Origin of the sequence: Streptosporangium sp. NPDC000509 (assembly GCF_042898365.1) — a bacterium.
GTDB lineage: Bacteria > Actinomycetota > Actinomycetes > Streptosporangiales > Streptosporangiaceae > Streptosporangium.
The window spans coordinates 303,492-329,367 of sequence record NZ_JBIAYX010000002.1 but is presented as its reverse complement, the minus strand read 5'-3'; the positions used below and the strand labels follow the sequence as shown (position 1 = coordinate 329,367).

23 protein-coding genes and 1 pseudogene are annotated in these 25,876 nt (G+C 69.4%); 12 read left to right on the top strand and 12 right to left on the bottom strand.

Annotated features, from left to right (window positions below; genetic code table 11):
* The first annotated feature begins 64 nt into the window (after positions 1 to 64).
* On the top strand, positions 65 to 703 hold the full coding sequence (locus ACFY3D_RS05020) for a TetR/AcrR family transcriptional regulator (RefSeq protein WP_389975635.1): 639 nt from the start codon (positions 65 to 67) through the stop codon (positions 701 to 703).
* A gap of 49 nt (positions 704 to 752) precedes the next feature.
* Here ACFY3D_RS05020 and ACFY3D_RS05015 read toward each other — a convergent pair whose 3' ends face one another.
* Positions 753 to 1,475, bottom strand: coding sequence for a hypothetical protein (locus ACFY3D_RS05015; RefSeq protein WP_389975051.1), 723 nt, complete (start codon positions 1,473 to 1,475; stop codon positions 753 to 755).
* A 169-nt stretch (positions 1,476 to 1,644) separates the two neighbouring features.
* Between ACFY3D_RS05015 and ACFY3D_RS05010 the strand changes: the two genes are divergently transcribed.
* Complete coding sequence (locus ACFY3D_RS05010; protein ID WP_350942572.1) at positions 1,645 to 2,184, top strand: hypothetical protein; 540 nt, start codon at positions 1,645 to 1,647, stop codon at positions 2,182 to 2,184.
* Positions 2,185 to 2,335: 151 nt separating this feature from the next.
* On the opposite strand, the gene ACFY3D_RS05005 is transcribed toward ACFY3D_RS05010, so the two are convergent.
* From ACFY3D_RS05005 to ACFY3D_RS04975, 7 genes and pseudogenes are all read right to left on the bottom strand, one after another.
* Positions 2,336 to 4,171: a hypothetical protein gene (locus ACFY3D_RS05005; protein WP_389975048.1), complete on the bottom strand. Its 1,836-nt coding sequence runs from the start codon at positions 4,169 to 4,171 to the stop codon at positions 2,336 to 2,338.
* A 229-nt stretch (positions 4,172 to 4,400) separates the two neighbouring features.
* A complete protein-coding gene (clpB, locus tag ACFY3D_RS05000; RefSeq protein WP_389975045.1) occupies positions 4,401 to 6,983 on the bottom strand; it encodes an ATP-dependent chaperone ClpB in 2,583 nt (860 codons plus the stop codon).
* A 226-nt stretch (positions 6,984 to 7,209) separates the two neighbouring features.
* Positions 7,210 to 7,462 (bottom strand): annotated as a pseudogene (locus ACFY3D_RS04995) (heat shock protein transcriptional repressor HspR); the annotation flags it as partial.
* A 2-nt stretch (positions 7,463 to 7,464) separates the two neighbouring features.
* A complete protein-coding gene (gene dnaJ / locus ACFY3D_RS04990) occupies positions 7,465 to 8,667 on the bottom strand; it encodes a molecular chaperone DnaJ (RefSeq protein WP_389975042.1) in 1,203 nt (400 codons plus the stop codon).
* Between the two features lie 34 nt (positions 8,668 to 8,701).
* Positions 8,702 to 9,319, bottom strand: coding sequence for a nucleotide exchange factor GrpE (gene grpE, locus ACFY3D_RS04985; RefSeq protein ID WP_350942577.1), 618 nt, complete (start codon positions 9,317 to 9,319; stop codon positions 8,702 to 8,704).
* Between the two features lie 28 nt (positions 9,320 to 9,347).
* Positions 9,348 to 11,219, bottom strand: coding sequence for a molecular chaperone DnaK (gene dnaK / locus ACFY3D_RS04980; protein WP_389975039.1), 1,872 nt, complete (start codon positions 11,217 to 11,219; stop codon positions 9,348 to 9,350).
* Between the two features lie 143 nt (positions 11,220 to 11,362).
* A complete protein-coding gene (locus ACFY3D_RS04975; protein WP_386202301.1) occupies positions 11,363 to 11,851 on the bottom strand; it encodes a hypothetical protein in 489 nt (162 codons plus the stop codon).
* Positions 11,852 to 12,031: 180 nt separating this feature from the next.
* Between ACFY3D_RS04975 and proC the strand changes: the two genes are divergently transcribed.
* From proC to ACFY3D_RS04940, 7 genes are all read left to right on the top strand, one after another.
* Positions 12,032 to 12,826 (top strand): pyrroline-5-carboxylate reductase, encoded by a 795-nt coding sequence (gene proC, locus ACFY3D_RS04970; protein ID WP_350942581.1) that lies wholly within the window; start codon positions 12,032 to 12,034, stop codon positions 12,824 to 12,826.
* A 347-nt stretch (positions 12,827 to 13,173) separates the two neighbouring features.
* Positions 13,174 to 14,337, top strand: coding sequence for an acetoin utilization protein AcuC (locus tag ACFY3D_RS04965; RefSeq protein ID WP_389975036.1), 1,164 nt, complete (start codon positions 13,174 to 13,176; stop codon positions 14,335 to 14,337).
* Positions 14,338 to 14,371: 34 nt separating this feature from the next.
* The gene (locus ACFY3D_RS04960) at positions 14,372 to 15,193 is read left to right on the top strand and encodes a phosphatase (RefSeq protein ID WP_389975033.1); all 822 of its coding nucleotides are present in this window, start codon (positions 14,372 to 14,374) and stop codon (positions 15,191 to 15,193) included.
* A 322-nt stretch (positions 15,194 to 15,515) separates the two neighbouring features.
* Positions 15,516 to 15,719 carry a helix-turn-helix domain-containing protein gene (locus ACFY3D_RS04955; RefSeq protein ID WP_012887307.1) on the top strand — a complete coding sequence of 68 codons (204 nt, stop codon included), beginning with the start codon at positions 15,516 to 15,518 and terminating at the stop codon, positions 15,717 to 15,719.
* Positions 15,720 to 16,020: 301 nt separating this feature from the next.
* Positions 16,021 to 16,119, top strand: a complete 99-nt coding sequence (locus tag ACFY3D_RS04950) for a 30S ribosomal protein bS22 (protein ID WP_018654693.1) — start codon at positions 16,021 to 16,023, stop codon at positions 16,117 to 16,119.
* Between the two features lie 20 nt (positions 16,120 to 16,139).
* Positions 16,140 to 17,165 carry an NAD-dependent epimerase/dehydratase family protein gene (locus ACFY3D_RS04945; protein ID WP_350942584.1) on the top strand — a complete coding sequence of 342 codons (1,026 nt, stop codon included), beginning with the start codon at positions 16,140 to 16,142 and terminating at the stop codon, positions 17,163 to 17,165.
* The gene (locus tag ACFY3D_RS04940; protein WP_389975029.1) at positions 17,162 to 18,034 is read left to right on the top strand and encodes a lysophospholipid acyltransferase family protein; all 873 of its coding nucleotides are present in this window, start codon (positions 17,162 to 17,164) and stop codon (positions 18,032 to 18,034) included. Before ACFY3D_RS04945 ends, ACFY3D_RS04940 begins: the two co-directional genes overlap by 4 nt.
* 62 nt (positions 18,035 to 18,096) lie before the next feature.
* Here ACFY3D_RS04940 and ACFY3D_RS04935 read toward each other — a convergent pair whose 3' ends face one another.
* The 3 genes from ACFY3D_RS04935 to ACFY3D_RS04925 form a co-directional block, all read right to left on the bottom strand.
* Positions 18,097 to 18,894: an HAD-IB family hydrolase gene (locus tag ACFY3D_RS04935; RefSeq protein ID WP_350943544.1), complete on the bottom strand. Its 798-nt coding sequence runs from the start codon at positions 18,892 to 18,894 to the stop codon at positions 18,097 to 18,099.
* Positions 18,895 to 19,290: 396 nt separating this feature from the next.
* Positions 19,291 to 19,878, bottom strand: a complete 588-nt coding sequence (locus ACFY3D_RS04930; protein ID WP_350942586.1) for a DUF5667 domain-containing protein — start codon at positions 19,876 to 19,878, stop codon at positions 19,291 to 19,293.
* Positions 19,879 to 20,125: 247 nt separating this feature from the next.
* Positions 20,126 to 20,770: a sigma-70 family RNA polymerase sigma factor gene (locus ACFY3D_RS04925; protein ID WP_362896847.1), complete on the bottom strand. Its 645-nt coding sequence runs from the start codon at positions 20,768 to 20,770 to the stop codon at positions 20,126 to 20,128.
* Between the two features lie 202 nt (positions 20,771 to 20,972).
* Between ACFY3D_RS04925 and ACFY3D_RS04920 the strand changes: the two genes are divergently transcribed.
* Complete coding sequence (locus ACFY3D_RS04920; RefSeq protein ID WP_389975025.1) at positions 20,973 to 22,856, top strand: hypothetical protein; 1,884 nt, start codon at positions 20,973 to 20,975, stop codon at positions 22,854 to 22,856.
* Between the two features lie 240 nt (positions 22,857 to 23,096).
* On the opposite strand, the gene ACFY3D_RS04915 is transcribed toward ACFY3D_RS04920, so the two are convergent.
* A complete protein-coding gene (locus tag ACFY3D_RS04915; RefSeq protein WP_350942589.1) occupies positions 23,097 to 23,345 on the bottom strand; it encodes a glutaredoxin family protein in 249 nt (82 codons plus the stop codon).
* 327 nt (positions 23,346 to 23,672) lie between these two features.
* Between ACFY3D_RS04915 and ACFY3D_RS04910 the strand changes: the two genes are divergently transcribed.
* Positions 23,673 to 24,380 (top strand): redox-sensing transcriptional repressor Rex, encoded by a 708-nt coding sequence (locus ACFY3D_RS04910; RefSeq protein ID WP_350942591.1) that lies wholly within the window; start codon positions 23,673 to 23,675, stop codon positions 24,378 to 24,380.
* A gap of 148 nt (positions 24,381 to 24,528) precedes the next feature.
* Positions 24,529 to 25,869 carry a glutamyl-tRNA reductase gene (locus ACFY3D_RS04905; protein WP_389975020.1) on the top strand — a complete coding sequence of 447 codons (1,341 nt, stop codon included), beginning with the start codon at positions 24,529 to 24,531 and terminating at the stop codon, positions 25,867 to 25,869.
* The last annotated feature ends 7 nt before the right edge of the window (positions 25,870 to 25,876 follow it).

Below are 25,876 nucleotides of genomic sequence, written 5' to 3'. Positions count from 1 at the left end.
TCGTGATTGGTGAATAACTACTGACCCTGACGTGTCAGAGGGGCAAGATGGTGTGGTGTCCACCATGTCCTGCGAGGAGCACGGAGAGGCTCCACTGCGGCGCCAACCCACCCAGCGACGGAGCGCGCGACGTGTCGAGCGGATGCTCGATGCATGCGCCGACCTGCTGGACGAGATCGGCTACGACGCGCTCTCCACCACGAGGATCGCCGAGCGCGCGGGGGTCGCGATCGGTTCGGTCTACCAGTTCTTTCCCGACAAGCGAGCCATCACCCAGGCGGTGACCCGGCGCCACGTGGAGGGGTTCGTCTCCCGTATCGGCAGGCGCTTCCTGCTGGAAGACTACGAGGGCTGGTGGGACGCGGTCGACGCGATCATCGACGAGTACGTGGAGATGCACAGGACCGTGCCGGGTTTCCGGTCCCTGCACTTCGGCGACGTGGTCGACCTCAACCTGCTCGACGCCTCGTCGGAGAACAACACGGTGATCGCCGGACGGTTGCGCGGTCTCCTCCTGCAGGAGTACGGGCTGGCCGACAGCGAGGAGTTCGACCTGGCGATCCTCGTCGCGGTCGAGGCCGGGGACGCCGTGCTCAAGCTGGCCTTCCGGCGCGATCCGAACGGCGCTCCGGAGGTCGTGGCCGAGGCGAAACGCCTCATCCGGGGCTATCTGAACCGCCAGTTCGCCCGCGTCTCGGTCTGAGAGCCATCGCCCCCCTGACGAAGCGCGAGCCGCGCGAAGGGGCGAGCCGTCACCGCGCCCGTGTTCCGGGCTGAGGGAATACGGGCTGAGGGGATACGGAAGGGGAAGCCCCGACGGGGGATGTGCCGGTGCCCTCCGGCAGGCTCTCGACGCCGAGCGCGTCCGGTGCGGTGAGCGCGTCCGGCGCGGCAGGCACGTCCTCCCCCTCCCGGTGTCGTCCGCCCCGGCGTTCGAGCTGGGACCGCCGCTCGGGGAAGGCGGCCTCACCGGGCATCCCGGCCTCGGGGCGCCCCTGCGCCGTCAGCCCCTGCCGCGCGGGCTCCGGTACGCCCTGCCCCGGCGTTTCCCGCCCTCGCGTGCCCCGTTCCCGAGTACTCGGCCCCTGTCCCTGCGGGACGCGTTTCCTGACAACGTGTCCGCGCGCACGCGGCCGCTCGTCCTGCCGCCGTTCCGTGCCCGCCACCGGAACGGGAACGACCGCGGACAGTCCGGGTGGCCGCGTCCTCGGCTCCGCGCGAGACCTCCCCGAGGAATCGCACGACTCACGGCGGGACGAGATGATCGGCTGGAGCCGCCTCTCCCGGTGGTTTCGTTCGACTTTCCTGATCCGGGCGGCGAGCCTCTCGCCACGGATGCGGTTCTCCAGGGTGACCAGCTCCCGGTGTGCCTGCCCGATCGCCTCCATCTTGACCGAGAGGTATCCGGCGGACCCGGGAACGACCACGGAGAAGGCCAGAAGGAGCATCAACGTGAACGATGTCTGCTTGGACATGCCCATCGCGACCCCTTCCCGTGACCCGCTCCTCTGTCAGTAGTCGTTGGTCATATGCCCGTTTTGCTGGGAAAAAACGCGCAGCGTAGTCGTTCGTTTGCCCAAGGTAACGTGGCCAATACCTGCCGTTGGCCGTACGCGGTCGAGCGTCGCTCGGTACTCTCGCGATGTGGCGCATGTGACACGTGAGCAACTTGATCGATTGCTTGAGCAGGCACTTCTGGCCGACGATCACGAAGACCTGGCCCGGCGACTCGAAGACCTGGTCGAGACGTACGCGTCCGGCGACATATCACGGGCGGCGATCCTCGTGCTCGCCGCCGAGGAGTGGCGGCAGGCCGGACAGCCCGCCCGGGCCTTCGACTGCTTCCAGCGGGCGGTGGACGACGGCGGCGAGGTGAGCGTCGATCCCCGGGCGGGGATCGCCGACACCCTCTTCGAGCTCGAACGGCCTGACGAGGCGAGGGAGGTGATCGCGGCGATCCGCGCCGTCGGTGACGTCACCGCGGCCACCGCCCTCACGGTCGCCGAGACCCTCGTCGCCTACGGCGACCTCGGAGAGGCCCATCAGTGGGCGACCGAGGGGGCGCACCGGGCGGTGGAGGGCAGCGGCGAGCACATCGCCCTGCTCAGAACCCGCTACCGGATTCGCGTGGACCTCGGTCTCCCGGAGGACGACCTCGACGCCCTCCTGGACGCCTCGCACTGACGGCGCCCCGGTCCCGCCGACCTGACATGCGGCGGGGGAGGGCCGTGCCTCGTGAGGCACGGCCCTCCCCCGCGATGGTTCGGCGGTGGATCTATGCCGACCCGCGGGCTGATCCGCGGATCGGCGGCCGGTCCACCTGCCGGCTCCGCATTTACTCCACGTTGAGGTTCGGGAGCGTTCCCTCGGGCGCGGGAAGAACGGGAACCGCTGCGGCGCTCTGCACCGTGGTGCCGCTCGTGCCGCCTTCCGTCGTGGCCTCGCCGGCCGCGGGAGCGTCCGGCGGCACGGGGGCCTCCGGGCGCGCGGCGGACGGCGGCTCCACCGTGGGCATGTTCGCGGTGGGTGCGTCGGCGGTGGGTGCGTTCGCGGTTGGCATGTCCGCGGTGGGTACGTCGGCGGGCACGTTCGCGGTGGGCATGTCCGCAGTGTGGGTGTCCGCGGTGGGTGCCTCGGTGGCGGGCGTGTCCGCGGTGGGCATGTTCGTGGTGGGCATGTTCGTGGTGGGCGCGTCGGCGGTGGTTGCGTTGGCGGCGGGTGCGTCGGCAGCGATCGCGTCAGCGGTGGGTGCGTCGGCGGCGGGTGCGTCGGCAGTGGACGCCTCGGTGGAGGGCGCGTTCGCGGCCGGCATGTCCGTAGTGGGTGCGTCGGCAGCGGCCGCGTCCGTGGTGGGTGCCTCGGTGGTGGCGGGCGCGTCGGCGGTGGTTGCGTTGGCGGCGGGCGCCTCGGCAGCGATCGCGTCAGCGGCGGGTGCCTCGGTGGCGGTGGGCGTCTCGGCAGTGGACGCCTCGGTGGAGGGCGCGTTCGCGGCCGGCATGTCCGTAGTGGGTGCCTCGGCAGCGATCGCGTCGGCGGCGGGTGCGTCGGCAGTGGACGCCTCGGTGGAGGGCGCGTTCGCGGCCGGCATGTCCGTAGTGGGTGCCTCGGCAGCGATCGCGTCGGCGGCGGGTGCGTCGGCAGTGGACGCCTCGGTGGAGGGCGCGTTCGCGGCCGGCATGTCCGTAGTGGGTGCCTCGGCAGCGATCGCGTCAGCGGTGGGTGCGTCGGCGGCGGGCGCGTCCGCGGTCGGCAGGCTCTCGGTGACGGCCTCCGCCGGGACGAGGTCGGGCATCGGAGGCGCGGGCACGTTGACCGGTGCGTCCGAGGTGCCCGAGGTGACCGGCACCTCGACGAGCTCACCGGGTGCCGGCGGGGCCGGGGCCCGCAGCCAGCTGATGCCGTCGCCGGGAGCACCCGGCGTGCCCGGCAGTTCCGGTGCCTCGGCCATGATGCTCACCCACGAGTTCGTCCACTCGTGACCGGGAAGGCTCGACAGCCCGAAGGCCCCGGCGTCCGCGAAGTCGACCACGGCGGAGGGCTGGGAGAACTGGGGCAGACCGGTGACGCGTGCGAGCCGGTCCGCGGTGACGGACGTCTCCCCGATGGTCGCGGTCACCGGCGCCTCAGCACCGGCCACGGCCGCCGGCGCCTGCTCGCTGTTCACCGTCACCGGCGTCCCCGGAGGAGGCAGCTCCGTGTCGCTCACCGTCACCGGCGCCTCGCCGCTGGTCGCGGCCTGTGGCGTCACGGTGCTGTCCGTCGAGAGGTTCGCGGCGCTGTCCGTGGTCGGTGAGGTGACGGTGCTGTCCGTCGAGAGGTTCGCGGCGCTGTCCGTGGTCGGTGAGGTGACGGTGCTGTCCGTCGAGAGGTTCGCGGTGCCGTCCGTGGTCGGCGGGGTGACGGTGCTGTCCGTCGTCGACAGGCTCGCGCTGTTGTCCGTGATCGGAGGTGTCACGGTGCTGTCCGTCGTCGACGCTGTGACGGCGCTGTCCGTGGTGGGAGCCCCCTCGGGTGTCGCGGCGGTTCCGGCGGCGCCGGTCTCCTCGCACGCGGGCTCCACCGGTCCGGGCGTTCCCAGAGCCGTCGCCGTGCCCTGCTCCTGGCAGGGCACGAGCTCCGCCGACGCCGGGGAGGCCATCGTGAGGCCGGCGCCGACCGTGAGCACCGCCATCGCAAGGATTCCCCGGATGTTCCGTGATGAATTCGACATTCGCATCCCCCTGTTGCGTTCGGTAATCCGACGAAAACCGAACGTAACAGGGGGGTCTCGCTCAGGGGCGGGCTTAGCTCAATGGTGGTCAAGCCATTACCGGGCCGCGTCGGAGGTGGTCAGGTCCTCACCGGCCTCCAGCCGCCCACCGACCTCCACCCGGCCTGCCGATTTCATCGCGCGGTCGCCGTCAGGCCCTCACCGGGCCGATGGACAGGGAGTCCCTCGCCTCGTCGAGGTCGACCAGCACCTCGTCGCCGTCCTGGACCTCGCCGGAGAGGACCTCCTTGGCCAGTTTGTCGCCGATCGCGGACTGGACGAGGCGGCGCAGCGGACGCGCGCCGTACAGGGGGTCGTAACCCGTCAGCGCCAGCCAGTCGCGCGCCGCCGGGGTCACGGTCAGCGTGAGCCGCCGGTCCGTCAGGCGCCTCGCCAGGTGGGCCACCTGCAGGTCCACGATCCTGGACAGCTCCTCGGTGCCGAGCGCGTCGAACTGGATCACGTCGTCGAGCCGGTTGAGGAACTCCGGCTTGAACGAGCTTCTGACCGCCGTCATCACGGCGGCCCGCTGTGCCTCCTTCTCCAGGCCCGGGTCCACGAGGAACTGCGAGCCGATGTTGGAGGTGAGGATCAGGATCACGTTGCGGAAGTCGACCGTCCGGCCCTGTCCGTCGGTGAGCCGCCCGTCGTCGAGCACCTGGAGCAGGATGTCGAAGACCTCGGGGTGGGCCTTCTCGACCTCGTCCAGCAGCACCACGCCGTAGGGCCTGCGCCGCACGGCCTCGGTGAGCTGGCCGCCCTCCTCGTAACCCACGTAGCCGGGAGGTGCTCCCACCAGGCGCGCGACGCTGTGCTTCTCGCCGTACTCGCTCATGTCGATGCGGACCATCGCCCGCTCGTCGTCGAACAGGAAGTCCGCCAGCGCCTTGGCCAGCTCGGTCTTGCCGACGCCCGTCGGGCCGAGGAACAGGAAGCTGCCGGTGGGCCGGTCCGGGTCGGAGATGCCCGCCCGCGCCCGCCGTACGGCGTCGGAGACCGCCTCGACCGCCTGTCGCTGGCCGATCAGCCGCCTGCCGAGCTCCTCTTCCATACGGAGCAGCTTGCTGGTCTCGCCCTCAAGCAGCCGGCCGGCGGGGATACCGGTCCAGGAGGAGATCACCTGGGCGATGTCGTCGGAGCCGACCTCCTCCTTGACCATGGGGTCCTCGGGCTGGGCGGCCTTGCTCGCCTCGGCGAGCTCGGCCTCCAGCTTGGGCACCTCGGCGTACATCAGCCGCGAGGCGGCCTCGAAGTCACCGTCGCGCTGCGCGCGTTCGGCGGAGCTGCGCACCTCGTCGATCTGCTTCTTCAGGTCGCCGACCCGGTTCAGCCCCGCCTTCTCCTGCTCCCAGCGGCCGACGAGGGCGTTGAGGTCCTCCTGGCGGTCGGCGAGCTCCCCGCGGAGCCGTTCCAGCCTCTGCAGGCTGCTCTCGTCGGTCTCCTTGGCGAGCGCCAGCTCCTCCATCTTCATCCGGTCGACGTTCCGCTGGAGCTGGTCGATCTCCACGGGGCGAGAGTCGATCTCCATGCGGAGCCGGGAGGCCGCCTCGTCGACGAGGTCGATCGCCTTGTCGGGCAGGAAGCGGGAGGTGATGTAACGGTCGGAGAGCGCGGCGGCGGCCACGAGCGCGCCGTCGGAGATCTGGACCTGGTGGTGCGCCTCGTAGCGGCCCTTGAGGCCGCGCAGGATGGCGATGGTGTCCTCGACGGTGGGCTCGCCCACGTAGACCTGCTGGAACCGCCGCTCCAGCGCGGGGTCCTTCTCGATGCGCTCGCGGTATTCATCCAGGGTGGTCGCGCCGATCATCCGCAGCTCGCCGCGGGCCAGCATGGGCTTGAGCATGTTGCCCGCGTCCATCGCGCCCTCGGCGGCGCCCGCGCCGACCATGGTGTGCAGCTCGTCGATGAAGGTGACGACCTGGCCGTCACTTTCCTTGATCTCCCCGAGCACCGCCTTGAGGCGCTCCTCGAACTCGCCGCGGTATTTGGCGCCGGCGACCATCGCGCTGAGGTCGAGGGCGATCAGGCGCTTGTCGCGCAGGCTGGAGGGGACGTCGCCCGCGACGATCCGCTGGGCCAGCCCTTCCACCACGGCGGTCTTGCCGACGCCGGGCTCGCCGATGAGCACCGGGTTGTTCTTGGTACGGCGGCTGAGCACCTGGACGACGCGCCGGATCTCCGAGTCGCGGCCGATCACCGGGTCGAGCTTGCCCGCCCTGGCCCGCTCGGTCAGGTCGATCCCGTACTTCTCCAGCGCCTGGTAGGTGTCCTCCGGCGTCTCGCTGGTCACCCTGGCGTGCCCGCGCACCTTCTCGAAGGCGTCGAGCAGCGCGTTCGGGCTCGCGCCGTTGGACTTGAGCAGGGTGGCGACGGAGCCGCCGTCGGTGGCGAGACCGACCAGCAGGTGCTCGGTCGAGACGTAGTCGTCCTCAAGCCCGCGGGCCCGCTGGGCCGCGGTGTTCATCACGGTGAGGAGCTGCCGGGAGCTCGACGGGGCGCTGACGGTGGAGCCCTGCGCCTTCGGCAGGGCCGCGAGCTGCTTCTCGGCCTCGACGCGCAGTTGCTTCCAGTCGGCGCCCACCGCTTCGAGCAGGGGCACGGCGGTGCCACCGGTCTGGGTGAGCAGCGCGGTGAACAGATGGGCCGGGGCGACCTCGGGATTGCCTTCGGCGGCCGCCCGCCTGATGGCGGAGGAGACCGCCGCCTGGCTCTTCTGGGTGAGCTTGTAGTCCATGCTTGTCAGGCCTCACTCGAAAGTGCTGTGTCATAGGGCGACGCCGGCCCGGCGGATCCTCACGGGGCGTGTGCCCCCGGCGCGTTCTCACGGCCGGTCACAGACGCGTCCTCAAGGTGTGGGACGGAGTCTCAGGCGGGGGGCAGCTGATACTGGATGAGCGCGCGGATCGTGTTCATCTCCGCGCGCAGGCGGTGGTTCTCGTCACGCAGGCGCATGGCCTCCGTTTCGAGGACGAGGATTCGCTTGATGCCCGCGAGGTTGATGCCCTCCTCCTGGGAGAGCCGCTGGACCTCGCGGAGCATCATGATGTCGCGGGTGGAGTACAGGCGTCCGCGACCGGCCGTACGGCCTGGACTGACCAGGCCGAGACGGTCGTACTGGCGCAGGGTCTGCGGGTGCAGACCCGACAGCTGGGCGGCCACCGAGATCACGTAGACGGGTGTGTCGTCCGACAGATCGAAGTAGTTGGCTTCCATGGCTACTCGCTTCTGGCCTGTTCGATCAGGTCCGCCCGCGGGTCACCACCCGAGGTGGCGTCGCGGAAGTCCTCAAGGGCGCCTCTCGCCTTGTCTTCCAGCTGCTGCGGCACCAGAACCTCGATCGTGGCGAGCAGGTCGCCCTTGGTGCCGTCCTTGCGCGCCACGCCCCTGCCGCGCACCCGGAAGGTGCGGCCGTTCGGGGTGCCCTCGGGGATGCGCAGGGTGACCGGCAGCCCCTTGAGGATCGGCACCTTGATCTCGGCGCCCAGTGCGGCCTCGGTGAAGGTGACCGGGACGGTGACCGTCAGGTTCTCTCCCGTCCTGCCGAACACGGGGTGCGGCTTGACGTGGATCTGGACGTAGAGATCACCGGCAGGACCACCGTTCTCGCCGGGTGCGCCCTTGGCTTTGATCTTGATGCGCTGGTTGTCGCCGACCCCCGCCGGGATGCGGGCCTGGATCGTGCGGGTGCTCTTACCCCGCCCGCTCCCGTCGCACACCGGGCACGGGTCGTCCACCAGCAGGCCGCGGCCCTTGCAGTCGCGGCACGGCTCGGAGAAGGCGAAGTTGCCGAGGTTGCGGCTGGCCGCCCCGGTGCCCTCGCAGGTCGGGCAGACCCGCGGGGTGGTTCCGGCCTTGGCGCCGGTTCCTCCGCATCCGGTGCACGCGGAGGAACTGGTCAGGCGGAGCGACACCGTGGTGCCCTCCACCGCCTCGGAGAAGGAGAGCGTGACCTCGGACTCGATGTCCTGGCCGCGCCGCGCCCTGCTCGTCGTCCCCCCGGGGCGGCTCGCGCCGCCCCGGTTGAAGAGCCCACCGAAGATGTCGCCGATGCGCTCTCCGGTGCCGCCCTGCTGTTGCTGCTGGCCGGTCCCCCCGAACAGGTCTCCCAGGTCGAACGGGAAGCCACCCGAGCGCGGAGCCCCCCCACCACCGGAGTAACCGCCGAGACCCGATCCGAACAGCGTCCGCGCCTCGTCGTACTCCTTGCGGCGCTTGGTGTCGGAAAGGATGTCGTACGCCTCGGAGACCTCCTTGAACTTCGCGGTGCTCTCGGAGGTCGCCGAGCTTCCGGGGTTGGCGTCCGGGTGATACTGCCTGGCCAGCTTCCGGTACGCCTTCTTGATCTCATCGGCCGTAGCGGTCTTGGGCACACCAAGGACGGCGTAGTAGTCCTTCTCCAGGTAGTCCTTGGTGCTCATCTACGTTCCTTCTCAGAGATCAGATGTGGGGGTGTCAGTTGTCGTCCGCGGCGGGCTCTTCTGGCTCCGCGACCGCGACGCGCGCGGGGCGGAGCACTCGCTCGCCGATCCGGTAACCGGGCTGCAGGATCTCCACGCACGTCGGCTCCGTGACGTCGGGGGAGTAGCTGTGCATCAGGGCCTCGTGCACCGTCGGGTCGAACGGCTCGCCCTTGGTGCCGTAGGTGCTCAGCCCCAGCTTCCCGGTGGCCGCCTCCAGTGATTCGCTCACCTTGGCGAAACCGCCGGTCAGCTCCCCGTGGTCACGGGCCCGGCCGATGTCGTCGAGGACCGGCAGCAACTCGGCCAGCACGCCGGCCACCGCCTGCTCCTTGACGGCCACGCGGTCTCGCTCGACCCGCTTGCGATAGTTGGAATACTCGGCCTGAAGACGCTGCAGGTCCGCGGTGCGCTCGGCGAGCTGGGTGGCCAGCTCGATCGAGGCCAGGTCGGACGCCAGGGAGGACGACGACTTGTCGGTCGTCTGCTCCCTGTCGTTCTGGCCCGTGGTCTCGGCCGGCTTCGTCTCGCGTATCTGCCCCGTCTCCGGGTCTATCTTCCGGTTGTCGCGGATCACCGGCTCCTCCTCGGAACCGTTCTCGCGCGTGCTCACGCTGGTGCTCCCCTCGGCGTTCCGGCCGTCACTTGGCGCCGTTGTCGCGCTTCGGCTCGTCGTCCACGATCTCGGCCTCGACCACGTCCTCGTCGGCCTTCTGCCCGTCGGTGGCGTCCGCGCCGGGAGCGCCGGCCGGGGTCTCGGACCCCTGCGCCTGGGCGTAGATGGCGGATCCCATCTTCTGGCTGACCGTGGCGAGCTTCTCCGCGGAGGTGCGGATCACGGACGAGTCGGTGCCCTCCAGAGCCTTCTTGAGCTCGGCGACGGCCTCGTTGACCTCGGTCTTGATGTCGTCCGGGACCTTCTCGGCGTTCTCGCCGAGGAACTTCTCGGTCTGGTAGACGAGCGAGTCGGCGTTGTTGCGGACCTCGGCCTCTTCGCGACGCTTCTTGTCCTCCTCGGCGTAGGACTCGGCCTCGCGCATCATGCGCTCGATGTCGTCCTTCGGCAGCGCGGAGCCGCCGGTGATCGTCATCGTCTGCTCCTTGCCGGTGCCGAGGTCCTTGGCGGAGACGTTGACGATGCCGTTGGCGTCGATGTCGAAGGTGACCTCGATCTGCGGGATGCCGCGCGGCGCCGGGGCGATGCCGGTCAGCTCGAAGGTGGCCAGCTTCTTGTTGTACGCGGCGATCTCGCGCTCGCCCTGGTAGACCTGGATCTGCACCGACGGCTGGTTGTCCTCGGCCGTGGTGAAGACCTCGGAGCGCTTGGTCGGGATCGTGGTGTTACGCTCGATGATCTTGGTGAAGATCCCGCCCTTGGTCTCGATGCCCAGGCTCAGCGGGGTCACGTCGAGCAGCAGGACGTCCTTGACCTCGCCCTTGAGCACACCGGCCTGCAGGGCGGCGCCGATGGCCACGACCTCGTCCGGGTTGACGCCCTTGTTGGGCTCCCGGCCCGCGGTCAGCTCCTTGACGAGCTCGGCCACGGCGGGCATGCGGGTCGAGCCGCCGACGAGCACCACGTGGGCGATGTCGGAGACCTTGATCCCGGCGTCCTTGACGACCTGGTTGAACGGGCCCTTGCACCGCTCGAGGAGGTCGGCGGTGATCCGCTGGAACTCGGCGCGGGTGAGCTTCTCCTCCAGGTGGAGGGGACCCTCGGCCGAGGCGGTGATGTAGGGAAGGTTGATGGAGGTCTCCGACTGGCTGGAGAGCTCGATCTTGGCCTTCTCCGCTGCCTCGCGCAGGCGCTGCAGGGCCATCTTGTCCTTGGTCAGGTCGACACCGTGCGCGTTCTTGAACCGGTTGGCCAGCTCGTCCACGACGCGCTGGTCCCAGTCGTCACCACCGAGGTGGTTGTCGCCGCTGGTGGCCTTGACCTCGACGAAGCCGTGGCCGTCCTCCTGGCCGACGTCGAGCAGGGACACGTCGAAGGTGCCGCCGCCGAGGTCGAAGACGAGGATGGTCTCGTCCTTCTCCTTGTCCAGGCCGTACGCCAGCGCGGCCGCGGTGGGCTCGTTGATGATGCGCAGCACGTTCAGGCCGGCGATGGTGCCGGCTTCCTGGGTGGCCTGGCGCTGGGCGTCGTTGAAGTAGGCGGGAACGGTGATCACCGCGTCGGTGATCTTCTCGCCCAGGTAGGCTTCCGCGTCCTGCTTCAGCTTCTGCAGGACGAACGCGCTGATCTGCTGCGGGTTGGACTTCTTGCCGTCGATCTCGACGGACCAGTTGGTGCCCATCTCGCGCTTGACCGAGCGAATCGTCCGGTCCACGTTGGTGACGGCCTGCCGCTTGGCGACCTCGCCGACGAGGACCTCGCCGTTCTTCGCGAACGCGACCACGGACGGCGTGGTCCGCGAACCCTGAGAGTTGGCGATGACGGTGGGCTCACCGCCCTCGAGAATCGAGACGACGGAGTTGGTCGTCCCCAGGTCGATACCTACCGCACGTGCCATGAGTACGTCCTTGTAGTCAAAGTTGAGTCGATGGGACTCATAGTGGAACCTCGTGTGAGGTTTGTCAAACGACTTGAGTCTACTGGGCTCAACCTTCTGACGCGCGGCGGCATTCCCGATTTCGGGAGGAGGGCGAAGGTGTGTCAGCGGGCGCCGTCGACCACCTTGCGCGCGCCGAGGGGCTTCTTGAGCTTGACGGTCGTCACCTTCTGGATGGCGATCTCGATGCAGGCGACGTTCTGCGCCTTGCTGCTCGGGCCCTCCCAGAGGGTGACGGTCACCCGCTTGGAGGTCTCGCGCACGGTGACCCGGTCAAGCACGTTGCACGGCTCCACTCCGGACCACCAGACGATCCGCAGGCTACGGCCGTCCTTGGACGGCTTGGCCGTCAGCCACCGCACCTTGCGGGGATTGTCGGTGTGGCCCTCGGGTTTCGTCGGTTTCGGGGTGCCGCTCGTCGTGGGCTCCTCCCGGGGAGCCACGGTGTGGGCCGCCGGCTCGGAGGGGCTGCCCGGGACGGAGGTGGTCTGACTCGCCGGACGCGAAGGGGAGGCGGTGACGGTGGCGCTGGGTTCGGTGCCGCAGCCCAGTGCCAGCAGAAGGCTTCCGGCCAGGATAGAGGTCGCGATCATACGCATACCCCTAAGACGGACCGGGCTCCCGGGCGGTTCAGGACACCCCGATGTCGTCCCGGCAAGACCGCCGGGACGGATGGTCACCCGTCGCCTTCGACTCATACACAGGATGATTCCCACCGGTGGCGGGGCCGATAGGCTGCGGGGAGTTCCGATCCACGATTTCGAGGTGCTCACATGATCGCGATTCTTGGCACCGGCAAGATGGGAGAGGCCCTGCTGTCCGGGCTGCTCAGAGCCGGGTTCAAGCCGGGCGACGTGATCGCGACGGCACGGCGTGCCGAGCGCGGCCAGGCCCTCGCGGAGCGGTACGGCGTGCGGGTCGCCTCCAACGCCGAGGCGGCGAAGGACGCGGACACGATCATCCTCGCGGTCAAGCCGCAGGACATGGGGTCCCTGCTCGCCGAGATCGCGGGACACATCCCGGCCGACCGCCTGGTCGTCTCGGCGGCGGCGGGGATCACGACCTCGTTCGTCGAGTCGAGGCTCGGCGCCGACATCCCGGTGGTCCGGGTCATGTCCAACACACCGGTGCTGGTCGACGAGGCGATGAGCGTGATCTCGGCGGGCGCCCACGCCTCCGAGGAGCACCTCAGGCGTGCCGAGGACCTGTTCAGCCCGGTCGGCAAGGTGCTGCGCATCCCCGAGTCGCAGCAGGACGCCGCCACTGCCCTTTCCGGCAGCGGCCCCGCCTACTTCTTCTACCTGGTCGAGGCGATGGTCGACGCCGGCATCCTGCTCGGCATGCCCCGTGCCGCCGCCCTCGACATGGTCACCCAGTCGATCGTCGGAGCGGCGATCATGCTTCGTGACTCGGGGGAGCACCCCGTGATCCTCCGCGAGGCGGTCACCTCCCCGGGCGGTACGACGATCGCGGCCATCGCCGAGCTGGAGCGGCACAGCGTTCGTGCCGCCTTCCTCGCCGCCATCGAGGCCGCCAGGGACCGGGGGCGCCAGCTCGCCGAGGGCTGAGCCCGCCTCCTCCCGCGCGCTTCCCGCGGCCGGCCGACCGCCTGGTCGTCTCGGCGGCGACCCCGTCTCCTCCCACGCGCTTCCCGCGGTCAGAGGACCGCGCGGGTCTCCTCCACCCGACCTCCTCGTCAGGAGGTATGGCGATCCCAGGAACGCCCGCCGTTCAGGAGGGACCTGCTCAACGTGCCTGTTAAAGCAATAAATCAAGATATTTCGCTCAGATGAAAACAGGCACGTCCTCCAAGACGGCTGCGTAAACGCCATTCCGTACACGTGCGGTAACGTCGAGCCGGGAGCAGGAAGATCGGGCCGTGACGTGTGGCGTCGCGACCAGACAGGGAGTGCCCATGAGCCGGTCCGTGCGGGTTGTCTGGGACGATGCGCTCACCTCGTACGACTTCGGCCCCGAACACCCGCTCGCGCCCGTACGGGTGGAGCTGACCATGGCGCTGGCCGGGGAGCTCGGCGTGCTGGACCAGGTGGAGATGAGCGGTTGCGCGCCCGCCACCGACGACGAGCTGGCCCTCGTTCACCGGCGCGACTACATCGAGGCCGTCAAGCGGGTCTCCGCCACCGGGCGGCCCGACGTGGCCTACGGGCTCGGCACCACGGACAACCCCGCCTTCGCCGGGGTCCACGAGGCGTCCGCGCTGATCACCGGTGCCAGCCTGGCGGCGGCCCGCGCGGTGTGGAGCGGTGAGGCCGAGCACGCGGTCAACGTCGCGGGGGGCCTGCACCATGCGATGGCCGCCGTGGCAAGCGGTTTCTGCGTCTACAACGACCCGGGCGTGGCGATCGCATGGCTGCTCTCCCAGGGCGCTTCCAAGATCGCCTACGTGGACGTGGACGTGCACCACGGCGACGGCGTGCAGGCGCTGTTCTACGACGACCCCAGGGTTCTCACCATCAGCCTGCACGAGAGCCCTCGCACCCTCTTCCCCGGCACCGGTTTTCCCGAGGAGCGTGGCGCGGAGGGCAGCGCGGTCAATGTGGCCCTGCCGGCCGGATGCGGCGACAGCGGCTGGCTCAGGGCCTTCCACGCGGTGGTCCCGCCGCTGCTGCGGGAGTTCGCCCCCGAGATCCTGGTCACCCAGCACGGCTGCGACAGCCACGCCCTCGACCCGCTGGCCAACCTCATGCTCAGCCTGGACGGCCAGCGGGCCACGTACGCGGCGCTGCACGAGCTGGCCCACGAGACCGCGGGCGGGCGGTGGATCGTGACGGGTGGCGGGGGATACGAGCTGGTGCAGGTGGTGCCCCGGGCGTGGACCCACCTGATCGCCGAGGTGGCGGGCCATCCCCTCGATCCCCGGACGGCCACCCCCGAGGCGTGGCGCAAGTTCGTCAAGGAGCGGACCGGCCAGACGGCGCCGTTGACGCTCACCGATGGCCGAAATCCGGAATTTCCGGATTTCTCCGCTGGTTATGACCCAGCAGACCCGATCGACCGGGCCATCATGGCGACGAGGAACTCCGTCTTCCCCTTCCACGGGCTCGATCCCCTCCCGTGACCCATGGCCCCCGATGATCGAAACCGAGGACGAAGTGCCCCTCCCAGCACCCGAGCCGCGACGCGAAGCGTCGCCGACAACGCGAGCCGAGCTTCGTGAGCACCTGATCCGTACCCGGATCGCCGGTGATGTGGCGACCAGCCGGGAGAACAACCTGGACCACTACCGGTCGCTTTCCAACCGTGATCCGCACTACATGTTCGGGCTGACGATGGACGGCGCGTGGTCCTACCGGGACGTGCTGGAGCTGATGGCGAAGTCGGCCGGGGTCGTGGCCGATCCCGGGCACCGGGAGGGGCAGGACACCATCGACCCCGATCGCACGATCGAGGCGACGGAGAAGATGGGCGACACGATCGCCGGTGTGCTCCAGGGGGAGAACCCCAGGATCCTGATCGCCACCGGGCACCCCACCGGCCTGCTCACCGTTCACATGGCCCTGGGCCGGATGCTCAGGGCGCGCGGCGCGACCCTGATGGCACCGGCCGAGGGCTGGTCGTACTGGGGCAGCGGTTTCGGGCGCAGGCGCAAGATCCGTTACATGGACGACGTCGCGATGCTCGACGACAAGGGCGCCTTCGTGCACACGCACGACCCCGCCCCGATGCGCGCCATGATCGCCGAGCTGGGTGCCGACCGTCCCGATCTGGTGATCGCCGACCACGGCTGGGCCGGGGCCGCGGGCGAGGCGGGCATCCTCACGGTCGGATTCGCCGACAGCAACGATCCCGCCCTCTTCGTCGGTGAGGCCGAGGGCAAGATCGCGGTCACCGTCCCGCTCGATGACAACGTGCTACCGAGGTATTACGAACCGCTGACGCACCACCTGGTCGAGAGGGTCGTGCGAGCCCTCTGAGACGGGGGATGCGCAAATTAGGTCATCCCTATACGGGCATTTCGCGCCTGCATTCCACCTAGCTCGCCGCCCGTTTGCCAACTTTTTGGGGATTGTGGGCGACTCTAATGGGAGACAGTTGGTCCGTTCCAAGATCAATGTGAGAGGCACGATCAGGCTGCTGGCCAGCGTTTTCATGCGTTTCGCTGACGTGGGACTCCGAGGGCTGAGAAAATAGGGGGTTTGCGTGGCAGGGGTCCCGATTTACGCTGACGGCAGTACACGTGCGTGAGCAATGGCACCAGTGGGGATAACCCGGATACACGTGCGGAAGAGGCGTCCGATGGGTGCAGGCGAAAGACCTCTCAGCGAGGTGAAGTTCCTGACGGTGGCAGAAGTGGCCACTGTCATGAGGGTGTCCAAGATGACTGTGTACCGACTCGTGCATTCGGGCGAGCTGCCGGCCATCCGGGTCGGTCGATCCTTCCGAGTGCCGGAGCAGGCGGTACACGATTATCTCAGGGATGCCTACATCGAGGCAGGTTGAGGCAGGGTGAGCTCGACGCGTCGAGCCGAGCGGCCGGGGGGAGTGTTCCGGTCGTGAGGTGAAGGCGCCAGGCCGCTCACGGTCCTGCTCTTTTCCGGTCTGTCGGGGCACGATCTCCGGTACGGCCGCGCGAGAGCCGGGCCTGGCCTCATCGGGGTAGCGACGTGGTCGTCACGTCGTGAGTTCATGCGCCCGGGGTCCCCCCAGGGGCGATCTACCGTGGATCGCCGGTAGTCTGTTGTGCCGGTGTGCTATCGCGCACCGGTTCGACAATCTCGGCTACCAGCTACCTGGGGGTCCCGTGGGCTCTGTGATCAAGAAGCGCCGTAAGCGCATGGCGAAGAAGAAGCACCGCAAGCTTCTGAAGAAGACCCGCATCCAGCGGCGTAACAAGAAGTAGCGCGGATCTGCGAGGCGCCGATGACCCACACCGTGCTTGTCACCGGGGTCTCGCGCCACATCGGCGCCCGAGTGGCGAGCGTTCTCGCGGATGACCCGGACATCGACCGGGTCATCGGAGTGGATACGGTGCCGCCGCCCTCGCTCTCACGTGATGGCGGCGTACCTCTCGGCCGGACGGAGTTCGTCCGCGTCGATCTGCGCAGCCCCGACATCGCCCAGGTGATCGCGGCCGCCGACATCGACACCGTCGTTCACATGAGTCTGGTGAGCGCCCCTCCCCGGAGTGGTGGCCGAGCGCTCATGAAGGAACACAACGTCATCGGCACCATGCAGTTGCTCGGTGCCTGTCAGCGGTCCGCGACGGTTCGTCGTGTCGTCGTGCGATCGACCACCGCCGTCTACGGTTCCTCCCCGCACGACCCCGCGGTCTTCACCGAGGACGCCGAGCCGGGAGAGCCTCCGAGCCGTGGCTACGCCAAGGACGCCTCGGAGGTGGAGGGCTACGTCCGCGGTTTCGCCAGACGGCGGCGCGATGTGGCGGTGTCGACGCTCAGGTTCGCCAACTTCATGGGACCCGGCGTCGACTCACCGCTGACGCGTTACTTCACCCAGCCCGTCCTGCCGACCGTGTTCGGGTTCGACCCGCGGCTGCAGTTCGTCCACGAGGACGACGCGGTCGAGGTGCTGAGGCGGATGGCGATGGAAGACCACCCGGGCACGTTCAACGTGGCCGGAGACGGCGTGCTGCTGCTGTCGCAGTGCGCGCGCAGGGCGGACCTGCTCTCGATGCCCGTCCCCTCCCCCGTCTTCCGTTTCATGGGCGAGCTCGCCCGGAGCGCGGGACTGGTCGGTTTCTCTCCCGAGCAACTCCGCCTGATGTGCCACGGACGCGTGGTCGACACCACCGCGCTGTGCACGGCTCTCGGCTGGAAGCCGAAATTCTCCACCGCCGCCGCCTTCGAGGACTTCATCCGCGCGCGTGACCTGTCAGGGGGCCTGCCCTCCGCCCTGGCGGACATGGTGTCCCGGCCGGTGCCGGGGTGAGCGATACGGCGAACGGCAGCGGGGACGGCGACCACCGGCTGGCCGAGACGCTCGCCTTCCTGCGCCGTCGCCTGACCGGAGAGTACGAGGTCGACGAGTTCGGGTTCGACGCCGAGCTCACCGACAAGGTGCTCCTGGAACTGATCCGCCCGCTGTATCGCCACTGGTTCCGCACCGAGACCTTCGGCATGCGCAACGTACCCGGTGACTCCGGAGCCCTGATCGTGGCCAACCACTCGGGCACCCTCCCCCTCGACGGGCTCATGCTCCAGGTGGCCCTGTACGACGACCACCCCGAGCGTCGCGCGCTCCGTCTCCTGGGGGCCGACCTGGTCTACCGGCTCCCGATGCTCGGCCACCTCTCCCGCAAGACCGGCCACACCCTCGCCTGCCGCGACGACGCCGACCGGTTGCTCCGCAAGGGCCAGATCGTCGGTGTCTTCCCCGAGGGGTTCAAGGGGGTCGGCAAGCCGTTCTCCGATCGCTATCGGCTACAGCGCTTCGGCCGGGGTGGGTTCGTCGCCTCCGCCATCCGCGCGGGTGTGCCGATCGTTCCCTGCGCCATCGTGGGCGCGGAGGAGATCTACCCCAAGATCGGCGACCTGCGCTTCCTCGCCAGGGCCTTCGGCCTGCCCTACCTGCCGATCACGCCGCTGTTCCCCTGGTTCGGTCCTCTCGGGCTGGTCCCGCTCCCGTCCAAATGGATGATCGGCTTTGGCGAGCCGATCCGCACCGACGAACTCGACCCCACCGACGCCGACGACCCCATGCTTGTCTTCAACCTCACCGACCAGGTGAGGGAGTCCGTCCAGCAGCGGCTCGACGAGCTCAGGCTCAGGCGCGGCCACGCCTTCCCGCCCTTCTTCTGAGCCCTTCCGAGGTCTCACGGCACTCCTACGGCACCGTGGCTGTACCGCGAAGGGAGCAGTCCTCAGCGGCCGGAGCGGTAGAGGCGACGCAGGGCGACGGCGGCGGCGATACCGCCCGCGAGGGCACCCGCGCCCGCCGCGATGGGCAGGCCGACCATGGTCGCCTTGCGTCCCGTACGGAAGTCCTTGATGTCCCAGCTGTTCTGCCGGGCGAACTCGCGCAGCTCGGCATCGGGGTTGATCGCGGTGGCGTGGCCGACCAGGGAGAGCAGGGGCAGGTCGTTGGCCGAGTCGCTGTAGGCGGAACAGCGGGACAGGTCGAGACCCTCCCTGCGGGCCAGGGCCCGCACGGCCTCCGCCTTGGCGGGACCGTGAAGCAGGTCACCGACGAGGCGGCCGGTGTAGACGCCGTTCTCGGTCTCCGCGACGGTGCCGAGCGCGCCGGTCAGCCCGAGACGCTGGGCGATCACACGGGCCAGTTCCACCGGGGTCGCGGTGACCAGCCAGACCCGCTGGCCGGCGTCGAGGTGCGCCTGCGCGATGGCGCGGGTGCCCGCCCAGATACGGTCGGCCATCACCTCGTCGTAGATCTCCTCGCCGAGCCGGACGATCTCCTCGACCTTGTTGCCCGCCACGAACGCGAGCGCGGTCTCCCTGGCCTCCTCGATGTGCGCGGGGTTCTCGTCGCCACGGACCCGGAAGATCAACTGACCGAGCGCGAACCTGAACAGATCCCTGCTGGTGAACAGGCCCCGGGAGGCGAGACCGCGGGCGAAGTGGTAGATGGAGGCGCCGCGCATCATGGTGTTGTCGACGTCGAAGAAGGCCGCGGACACCGGGTCGGGCTCGGCCATCGGCATCGCGACGGCGGCCGCGGCCGCGACCTCGCCGGCCGCGATCTCCCCCACCGTCGCCCGACCGGCTGTTCCCGCCTGGTCCCGCCGTCGTAGTAGCCGCCTCATAGCCACTCAGCTTAACCGCGACAAGGTGGTGAGATCGGTAGCGTCCGTGTTAGCCGGATGTGACGTCTTGGCGTCGTACGACGGTCATGCGGCATCGCGCGAGCCCGGTGGAGTCGGGTTTTCCGGCCCGGTGGGGGACGCGTCGGACGGGACGGTCGCGCGGTCGTGGACGCCCAAGGCGAGACCTCTGTCCGGCTCTCCCCGCGTGAGGGGCGGCCCGGGAACCGTTTTCGAGGCTGCCGCGAACCCTCGCACGTGCCGGAGATCTCGGTGAATGCCCGTTCCCGGGGAACCTTAATCGGGTGGGGCGAGGCCCTCGATGTAGTTGAGATAGACGTGGGCCTTGCGCTGGTTCTCCGCGCCCATCTTGGGGATCATCCCGGTGATCTGGGTGCGCTGTTTCTGGACGAAGCGCTTGAGCTCCCTGGTGCGCGTGGAGTCGCGGCGCCGTATCTGCCGCAGGGAGGTCACCGCGGAGCGGGTGGTGTCCTCCATGGCCTGAAGGGTCTCCCCGATCACCTTCTCGCCCTCGCCGGAGCCCAGGAGCTCCTTGACCTCACGGGCGCGGGTCTCGGCGTAGCCGAAGGAGCGGTCGGCCCGCTCGGCGTCGTCGCTGCTCAGGTGGAACAGTGTGTTCTCGGCGGCGCGCTTGAGCGGATAGAAGGTGTCACCGGGCATCGACCGGTAGGTCCCCATCACGGACGCGACCATCGCGACCACCAGGGCGGTGCTGAGCAGTTGCGGGAAAAGTCCCGCACGGGATCTCCGCCGGGAGTGGCGGGGGCCCGCCGGGCGTCGCTCGGCGGTGTCCTCTGCCTGAGGGGGGCGGGTGAGCTGCTCACGGAGCCTGGCGTTGAACTCGGGCCGGGGGCCGGCCGTCATGCGGGCTCCCAGCCGTGAAACACGGTTTTGGATGCGTGCCTGCGACCTCCGTGAGAATCCAGGCAGCCACTTCCCCATGAACGCTCCCTGCCGCCCCCAGCTCATGATCCATCGGTGTCACTTGCCTAACGACGACTCTGCACGGCAGGTTACGCGCTGCGCCGTATCGGCATGGGAACCTCGTCCCCGGCATGGCGGCCGCACCGGAGGGCTGGAGCCGACCGGGGGCGACGCCGGCGTGCAGGTGTCAGCTGAGGTCCGGGGGCAGCGCGCGGGCCAGGGCGCGGATCGCGCGGAACTGGAGTGCCTTGATGGCGCCGCTCTTCTTGCCCATGATGAGCGCGGTCTCCGCCAGTGACATGCCGTGCAGGAAGCGCAGCACCACGCACTCCTGCTGCTCGGGGCCGAGATCGCGGACGGCGGTGAGCACCCGGTCGCTGATCATCGCGGTGACGACGGCGTTCTCCGGGATGTGCGGGCCGTCGAGCGGGGTGTCGATCACCTCGGCCGTCGTGACCTCAAGACGGTATCTGCCGGACTTGAAGTGATCGGTGATCAGGTTTCTCGCGATGGTCACGAGCCAGGCGCCGAAATCACGCCCCTGCCAGGTGAAGTCCGTGATCCTGCGGAGCGCGCGGAGAAAGGTCTCGCTCGTGAGATCCTCGGCCAGCGGATGTGAGCCGACCCGGAAGTAGATGTAGCGGTACACCAGGGTGAGGTAACGATCATAGAGCGTGCCAAAAGCATCCGAGTCTCCGGTCTTGGCACGCAAAACGAGCCTCCGGAGTTCTTCGGAGGCATCCTCACGCACGGTGAGGTCGCTGCTGCGGACGGGTCGGGTCACCCCGGTCGTCGTAGGGAGGTGCCCGGCGAGCGGCCACGTTTCAGGCATCCGGTATCCCTGAGGGGAGGGGGTACGGCGTGCTCGCTCACTCTAGAAATCATCTAGTAATTCCACAATCCACTTTGGAATGTCGTGACTGGGGGTAACCGCCGTATACGGTGTTGGGTCGGTCGTTTCGGACCGGCTCCGGGAGCCGACTCAGGGTTCGGCTACCGGTTGGGGGGTAATGTCCGGCAGCATTGGAGACACCATGGAAGTCCTCGTCGCTGTCATCGCCTTCGCCGGTGCATTGCTCGCAGCCATCGCCACCGGCGCTCTCATCAGCCGTCTCCGCAGTGAGCCCAAGGGCTGGCTGATCGCCTGGAGCATCACGACGGCGTCTCTCGCCGTCTCACTGGGAGTAATCGCCACCGGCTATTTGATCGGGTTTGGGACGGGCACGTTCCGGATTTATCAACTGACCGGATCCATGCTGGCGCCCCTGTGGCTGATCGTCGGGGTCATCCAGTTACTGGCCCGTAAGAGTGCGGTCAGATTCTCCTCCTGGCTCCTGGGGATCGCCCTCACCGTCATCGCAACGGTGATCCTCGCGGTCGACCCCGTCCTGCAGGAGAAGGACTTCACCAAGGCCCTCCCGCTGGGTGGTCGCCACTGGGGCCTGCCCCCGGCCTCCCTGCTCCTCGCCGTCCATGTGATCGTCGCGCTCGTGCTGCTGGGCGGGCTGGTCTTCGCGGTCGTCCGCTGGCGCGGCGGTGACGACTACGACGCCGACAACATGCACGCGCTCCTGGTGCTCGCTCCCACCGGCCTCGCCCTCGTCGGTGCTGTCAGCTTCGCGGTGCCCGGGATGTTCACCGCGCTTCTGCTCTTCGTCACCGCCGCCGCGGTCTGGTACGTCGTGCTGCGCCCGCTCGCGCCCTACGAGGACGACGACGAGGAGGAGGGCGACGAGTGGGAGGACCGCCCTGCGCCCCGTCGCCCCGAGTACCAGCCCCGTGACGTGCAGGTCGCCGGCCGCCGCGTGACCCCGGAAACCCCTCCCGCCCGGACTCTGGCCGAGGAGACGCCGCGCCGCTCCGGTCTCGGCGACCTTGTGGCCGAGTATCGGGCGGGCGAGCAGGACGTCGACTACGCTGCGCGCATGCGGCAGCAGCCCTCCCAGGGCGACGACAGGTTCGGTGGTCCGGCCACGGGGATGTTCATGGCGGGCGAGTACGGAATGCCGCCCGCCGACCAGCCGCCCGCCGCCGACCCGGGCAGGCGCGGCGGTGATCCCGGAAGGCAGTCACCGCCGCCGGTGACCGGTCAGTTCGGCATGTCGAGCCCCGGTCCCGCGACAGGGGAGTACAACATCCCCGCCAATGAGTTCGGCAGGCACGGTGCCCCGGGACCCGGCAGGTCCGCGGGCCCTGGCACCGGGGAGTTCGGCAGCCCCGGGGGTACGGGGGAGTTCGGCAGGCCCGGGGGCACCGGGGAGTTCGGCAGGCCCGGGGGCACCGGGGAGTTCGGCAGGTCCGCGGGTCCCGGCACCGGGGAGTTCGGGATGCCGGGCGTACCGGGCGCCGGCAGGCAGGGCAGCCTCCAGCCCATGCCCGCCGACCAGGCGTTCGGCGGCGCGCCCTCCCCGGGCTCCGAGCGGGGACGCGGAGGGTCCAGGGGTTATGACCGGGGAGGCTCCCCCGGTTACGACCAGGCGTTCGGCGGCGCCGCTCCCTCGACCGGTGCCCTGTATCCGGGTGGAGCGGGCGGACCGGGAACGCCGGGGGGCGCCGGTGACCTGCCGGGCGGCTCGAACCGTCCATCACCGAGCATCTTCGGCCTGCTCACCGTCTTCACGCTGCTCGACGGCACGGGCGAGAGGTTCGACCGGCTCGCCGAGGAGACCGTCGATTCGGTACGCCGCTCCGAGCCGGACACGCTCGTCTACACCTGTCACTCGGTGAAGTCGGCGCCCCTTCAGCGCATCGTCTACGAGCTCTACCGTGACGAGGTCGCCTACGCCGACCACCAGCGCCAGTCCCACACGCAACGTTTCGTCACCGAGCGTCAGACGATGGTGCTCGCCACCAATGTGATCGAACTCACGGTGAACGCCGCGAAGGTGATGCCGCTTCCGATGGCCTTCAGGCCGTGAGCGCGGGCCGGCCGCGTGGGGTCGGCCGGCGGGCGTCCGATGGTGGTGATCGGGCCGACCCTCCACCGGGCCGGGGTGATCACGTTTTTCCGGCGACGGCCGGGGGCGACCACGTCGGCCGCCCACCCGCCGGGGCGCTGCGGTCGTGTCGCGCATCGCGGGAGACGCGGGAAACGACCTTGGGGACGAGCGGCGCCGTTCAGGGACGAAGAGCGTCCTTGTCCTCAGGTGCCGAGGCCCTCAGGCGCCGAGGGCGGCGCGGAGACGGCTCTCGTCGACGCGCCAGAAGTCGTGCTGCACCCCGTCGACGAGGGTGACCGGGATCATCTCCCAGTAGCGGGCCTCATCCTCGGCGGAGGCCGTGATGTCGCGCTCCTCCCACGGGACGCCGAGTTCGGTGGCGACCCGCTCGATCACCGCCCGTGCGTCGTCGCACAGGTGGCAACCGGGTTTGCCGAGCAGGGTGATGCGATGGTCTCGCGGTGACATGACCGTCACGGTAGCCGAATCGCGGCGCCGCGCCGACTCTCGTGGCGAGCGGTGAAGATCCGGGCCGGGGCGGGGAAAGGCCCGGCGGAACGGGGGCGCGTGCCCGTGGGAGGCGCGGGTCCTGGACCTGGCGAGCGGGTGAAGACGCACAGGTTCGGGGCCTGACGAGGGGGCGGGGAGAGGACCGGCGGGGGGTGCGGCCAAGATTGTGAACACTCACTTTGTGCATCGGTTCACAAAAGGACTAACCTGAATGACAGTGGTTTCACCTCGTCATCCGTCGCGTCCGGGCCGCGCCGGCCGCCTGTCCCCCTGGAGCTCCGGCACGTGATCCGCCGTCTGTCCCAAGCCCGCGACCGCGGCATCCCCGAGGCGACCGTCGCCCGGCTGCCGCTCTATCTGCGAGCGCTGAACGGCATGGCCGAGCGTGGCCTGGCGACCGTGAGCTCGGAGGACCTCGCCGTCGCGGCGGGCGTCAACTCGGCCAAGCTGCGCAAGGATCTCTCCCACCTGGGGTCGTACGGCACCCGCGGGGTCGGTTACGACGTCGAATATCTCATCTACCAGATCTCCCGCGAGCTGGGCCTCACCCAGGACTGGGCCGTCGCCATCGTCGGAGTGGGTAACCTCGGGCGTGCGCTCGCCAATTACGGCGGGTTCGTCTCCCGCGGGTTCAGGGTCGCGGCGCTGCTCGACGCGGACCCCGAGGTGGTGGGCGACCACATCGCGGGATTGAATGTGGAGCACATCGACGAGCTGGAAGCCGTGATAACACGGCGGGGAGTGTCGATCGTGGTGCTTGCGACTCCGGCCACGGCGGCCCAGCAGGTGGCCGACCGGGTCATCGCCATGGGGGTCACCAGCATCCTGAACTTCGCCCCTGTCGTCCTTTCCGTGCCAGAAGGCGTGGATATCCGTAAAGTCGACCTATCGATTGAACTTCAGATCCTGGCGTTCCACGAGCAACGCAAGGCGGATCGGATGACTGGGGGGCCCGTGATGGCCGAGGAGTGGCCCGAGGCGGTGGACTTGTGAAGAGGCACGGCACACGGGTCGGCGGGCACGTCATCTCCCGGCTCCTCCGGACGAGCATGAGCATGACGGGCGTGTTGACCGCGACGTATACCGGCGGGACGAGCCCGAGAGCGGATCACGTCCTCTCCTGGAAGGCCGGTGGGGGCCGATGAGCGTTCTCGTCGTCGGCCTGAGCCACCGGACGGCACCGGTGGCCCTGCTGGAGCGGGTCTCCGTCTCCGGTGACTCGCTGGTGAAGCTGCTCCAGGACGTCCAGCAGGACGCCCACGTCGCCGAGGCCATGGTCGTCTCGACCTGCAACAGGGTCGAGGTCTACGTCGAGGTCGACCGGTTCCACGCCGCGGTGACCTCGATCTCCCGGTTGCTCAGCACCCACTCCGGCGTCCCCATGGAGCAGCTGGCCTCCCACCTCTACGTGCACTACGAGGATCGCGCCGTCGAGCACCTGTTCTCCGTCGGTTCCGGCCTCGACTCGATGGTCGTGGGAGAGGGACAGATCCTCGGCCAGGTGCGTTCGGCGCTCAGGCTCGCCCAGCAGGAGGGCACGCTCGGCCCGACGCTCAACGAGCTCGTCCAGCAGTCACTGCGGGTGGGCAAGCGCTCCCACACCGAGACCGGCATCGACCGGGCGGGTGCCTCCCTCGTCGGGGTGGGGCTCACCCTCGCCGAGCGCGCCCTCGGCCCCCTGGAGGGGAAGCGGGCCCTGGTGGTCGGCGCGGGCTCGATGAGCGCCCTGTCGGCCGCGACCCTGCAGCGGGCGGGCGTCACCGACATCGTGGTGGTGAACCGGACCCACGACCGCGCGGTGCGGCTGGCGCGGACGGTCGGTGGCAGGGCAGCCGGATTCGGCGACCTGGCGGCCGAGCTGGCGGGGGCCGACCTGGTCATCTCCTGCACCGGCGCCACCGACGTGGTGATCACGGCCGACATGGTGGCTCCCCGTGAGACGTTCCTGCTTGACCTGGCCCTGCCGCACGACATCGATCCCGCCGTACGGCGGCTGCCCGGTGTGACGCTGGTCGACCTGGAGTCCATGCAGGAGGGTGAGGCCGACGCCGGCACCGACGACGGCGGTCGCGCCGAGGCGGTCGTCGCCGTGCGCGAGATCGTCGCCGAGGAGGTCACCGCCTACCTGTCGGCCGAGCGCGCCGCGCGCGTCACGCCGACCGTGGTGGCGCTGCGGAGCAAGGCGGCCCAGGTGGTCGAGGCGGAGCTCGGACGGCTCGTGGCGCGGGTGCCCGATCTTGAGGGGCGTGTCAGGGACGAGGTGGGTCAGACCGTGCGGCGCGTGGTCGACAAGTTGCTCCACGAGCCCACCGTGCGTGTCAAGCAGCTGGCGGAGTCCCCGGCGGGTGATCATTACGCGGAGGCGCTGCGGGAGCTGTTCAATCTTGACCCGAAGGTGCCAGAAGCGGTGAGGCGCGTCGAGACGATCGATGCCGAGCCGGGTAGGAACACCGAGCCGAGCAAGAAGGAGGCAGGCCTGTGAGCAGCGT

What these genes read in the sequence shown, in the direction of transcription:
- clpB (WP_389975045.1), bottom strand. Translation starts at nt 6,983, where the DNA reads ATGGACTACAAGCTCACCCAGAAGAGCCAGGCGGCGGTCTCCTCCGCC.
- ACFY3D_RS04925 (WP_362896847.1), bottom strand. Translation starts at nt 20,770, where the DNA reads ATGCCTGAAACGTGGCCGCTCGCCGGGCACCTCCCTACGACGACCGGG.
- dnaJ (WP_389975042.1), bottom strand. Translation starts at nt 8,667, where the DNA reads ATGAGCACCAAGGACTACCTGGAGAAGGACTACTACGCCGTCCTTGGT.
- ACFY3D_RS04915 (WP_350942589.1), bottom strand. Translation starts at nt 23,345, where the DNA reads ATGTCACCGCGAGACCATCGCATCACCCTGCTCGGCAAACCCGGTTGC.
- ACFY3D_RS04945 (WP_350942584.1), top strand. Translation starts at nt 16,140, where the DNA reads ATGACCCACACCGTGCTTGTCACCGGGGTCTCGCGCCACATCGGCGCC.
- ACFY3D_RS04955 (WP_012887307.1), top strand. Translation starts at nt 15,516, where the DNA reads ATGGGTGCAGGCGAAAGACCTCTCAGCGAGGTGAAGTTCCTGACGGTG.
- proC (WP_350942581.1), top strand. Translation starts at nt 12,032, where the DNA reads ATGATCGCGATTCTTGGCACCGGCAAGATGGGAGAGGCCCTGCTGTCC.
- ACFY3D_RS05015 (WP_389975051.1), bottom strand. Translation starts at nt 1,475, where the DNA reads ATGTCCAAGCAGACATCGTTCACGTTGATGCTCCTTCTGGCCTTCTCC.
- ACFY3D_RS04920 (WP_389975025.1), top strand. Translation starts at nt 20,973, where the DNA reads ATGGAAGTCCTCGTCGCTGTCATCGCCTTCGCCGGTGCATTGCTCGCA.
- ACFY3D_RS04905 (WP_389975020.1), top strand. Translation starts at nt 24,529, where the DNA reads ATGAGCGTTCTCGTCGTCGGCCTGAGCCACCGGACGGCACCGGTGGCC.
- ACFY3D_RS04965 (WP_389975036.1), top strand. Translation starts at nt 13,174, where the DNA reads ATGAGCCGGTCCGTGCGGGTTGTCTGGGACGATGCGCTCACCTCGTAC.
- dnaK (WP_389975039.1), bottom strand. Translation starts at nt 11,219, where the DNA reads ATGGCACGTGCGGTAGGTATCGACCTGGGGACGACCAACTCCGTCGTC.
- ACFY3D_RS04975 (WP_386202301.1), bottom strand. Translation starts at nt 11,851, where the DNA reads ATGATCGCGACCTCTATCCTGGCCGGAAGCCTTCTGCTGGCACTGGGC.
- ACFY3D_RS05005 (WP_389975048.1), bottom strand. Translation starts at nt 4,171, where the DNA reads ATGGCGGTGCTCACGGTCGGCGCCGGCCTCACGATGGCCTCCCCGGCG.
- ACFY3D_RS04930 (WP_350942586.1), bottom strand. Translation starts at nt 19,878, where the DNA reads ATGACGGCCGGCCCCCGGCCCGAGTTCAACGCCAGGCTCCGTGAGCAG.
- ACFY3D_RS05020 (WP_389975635.1), top strand. Translation starts at nt 65, where the DNA reads ATGTCCTGCGAGGAGCACGGAGAGGCTCCACTGCGGCGCCAACCCACC.
- ACFY3D_RS04935 (WP_350943544.1), bottom strand. Translation starts at nt 18,894, where the DNA reads ATGCCGATGGCCGAGCCCGACCCGGTGTCCGCGGCCTTCTTCGACGTC.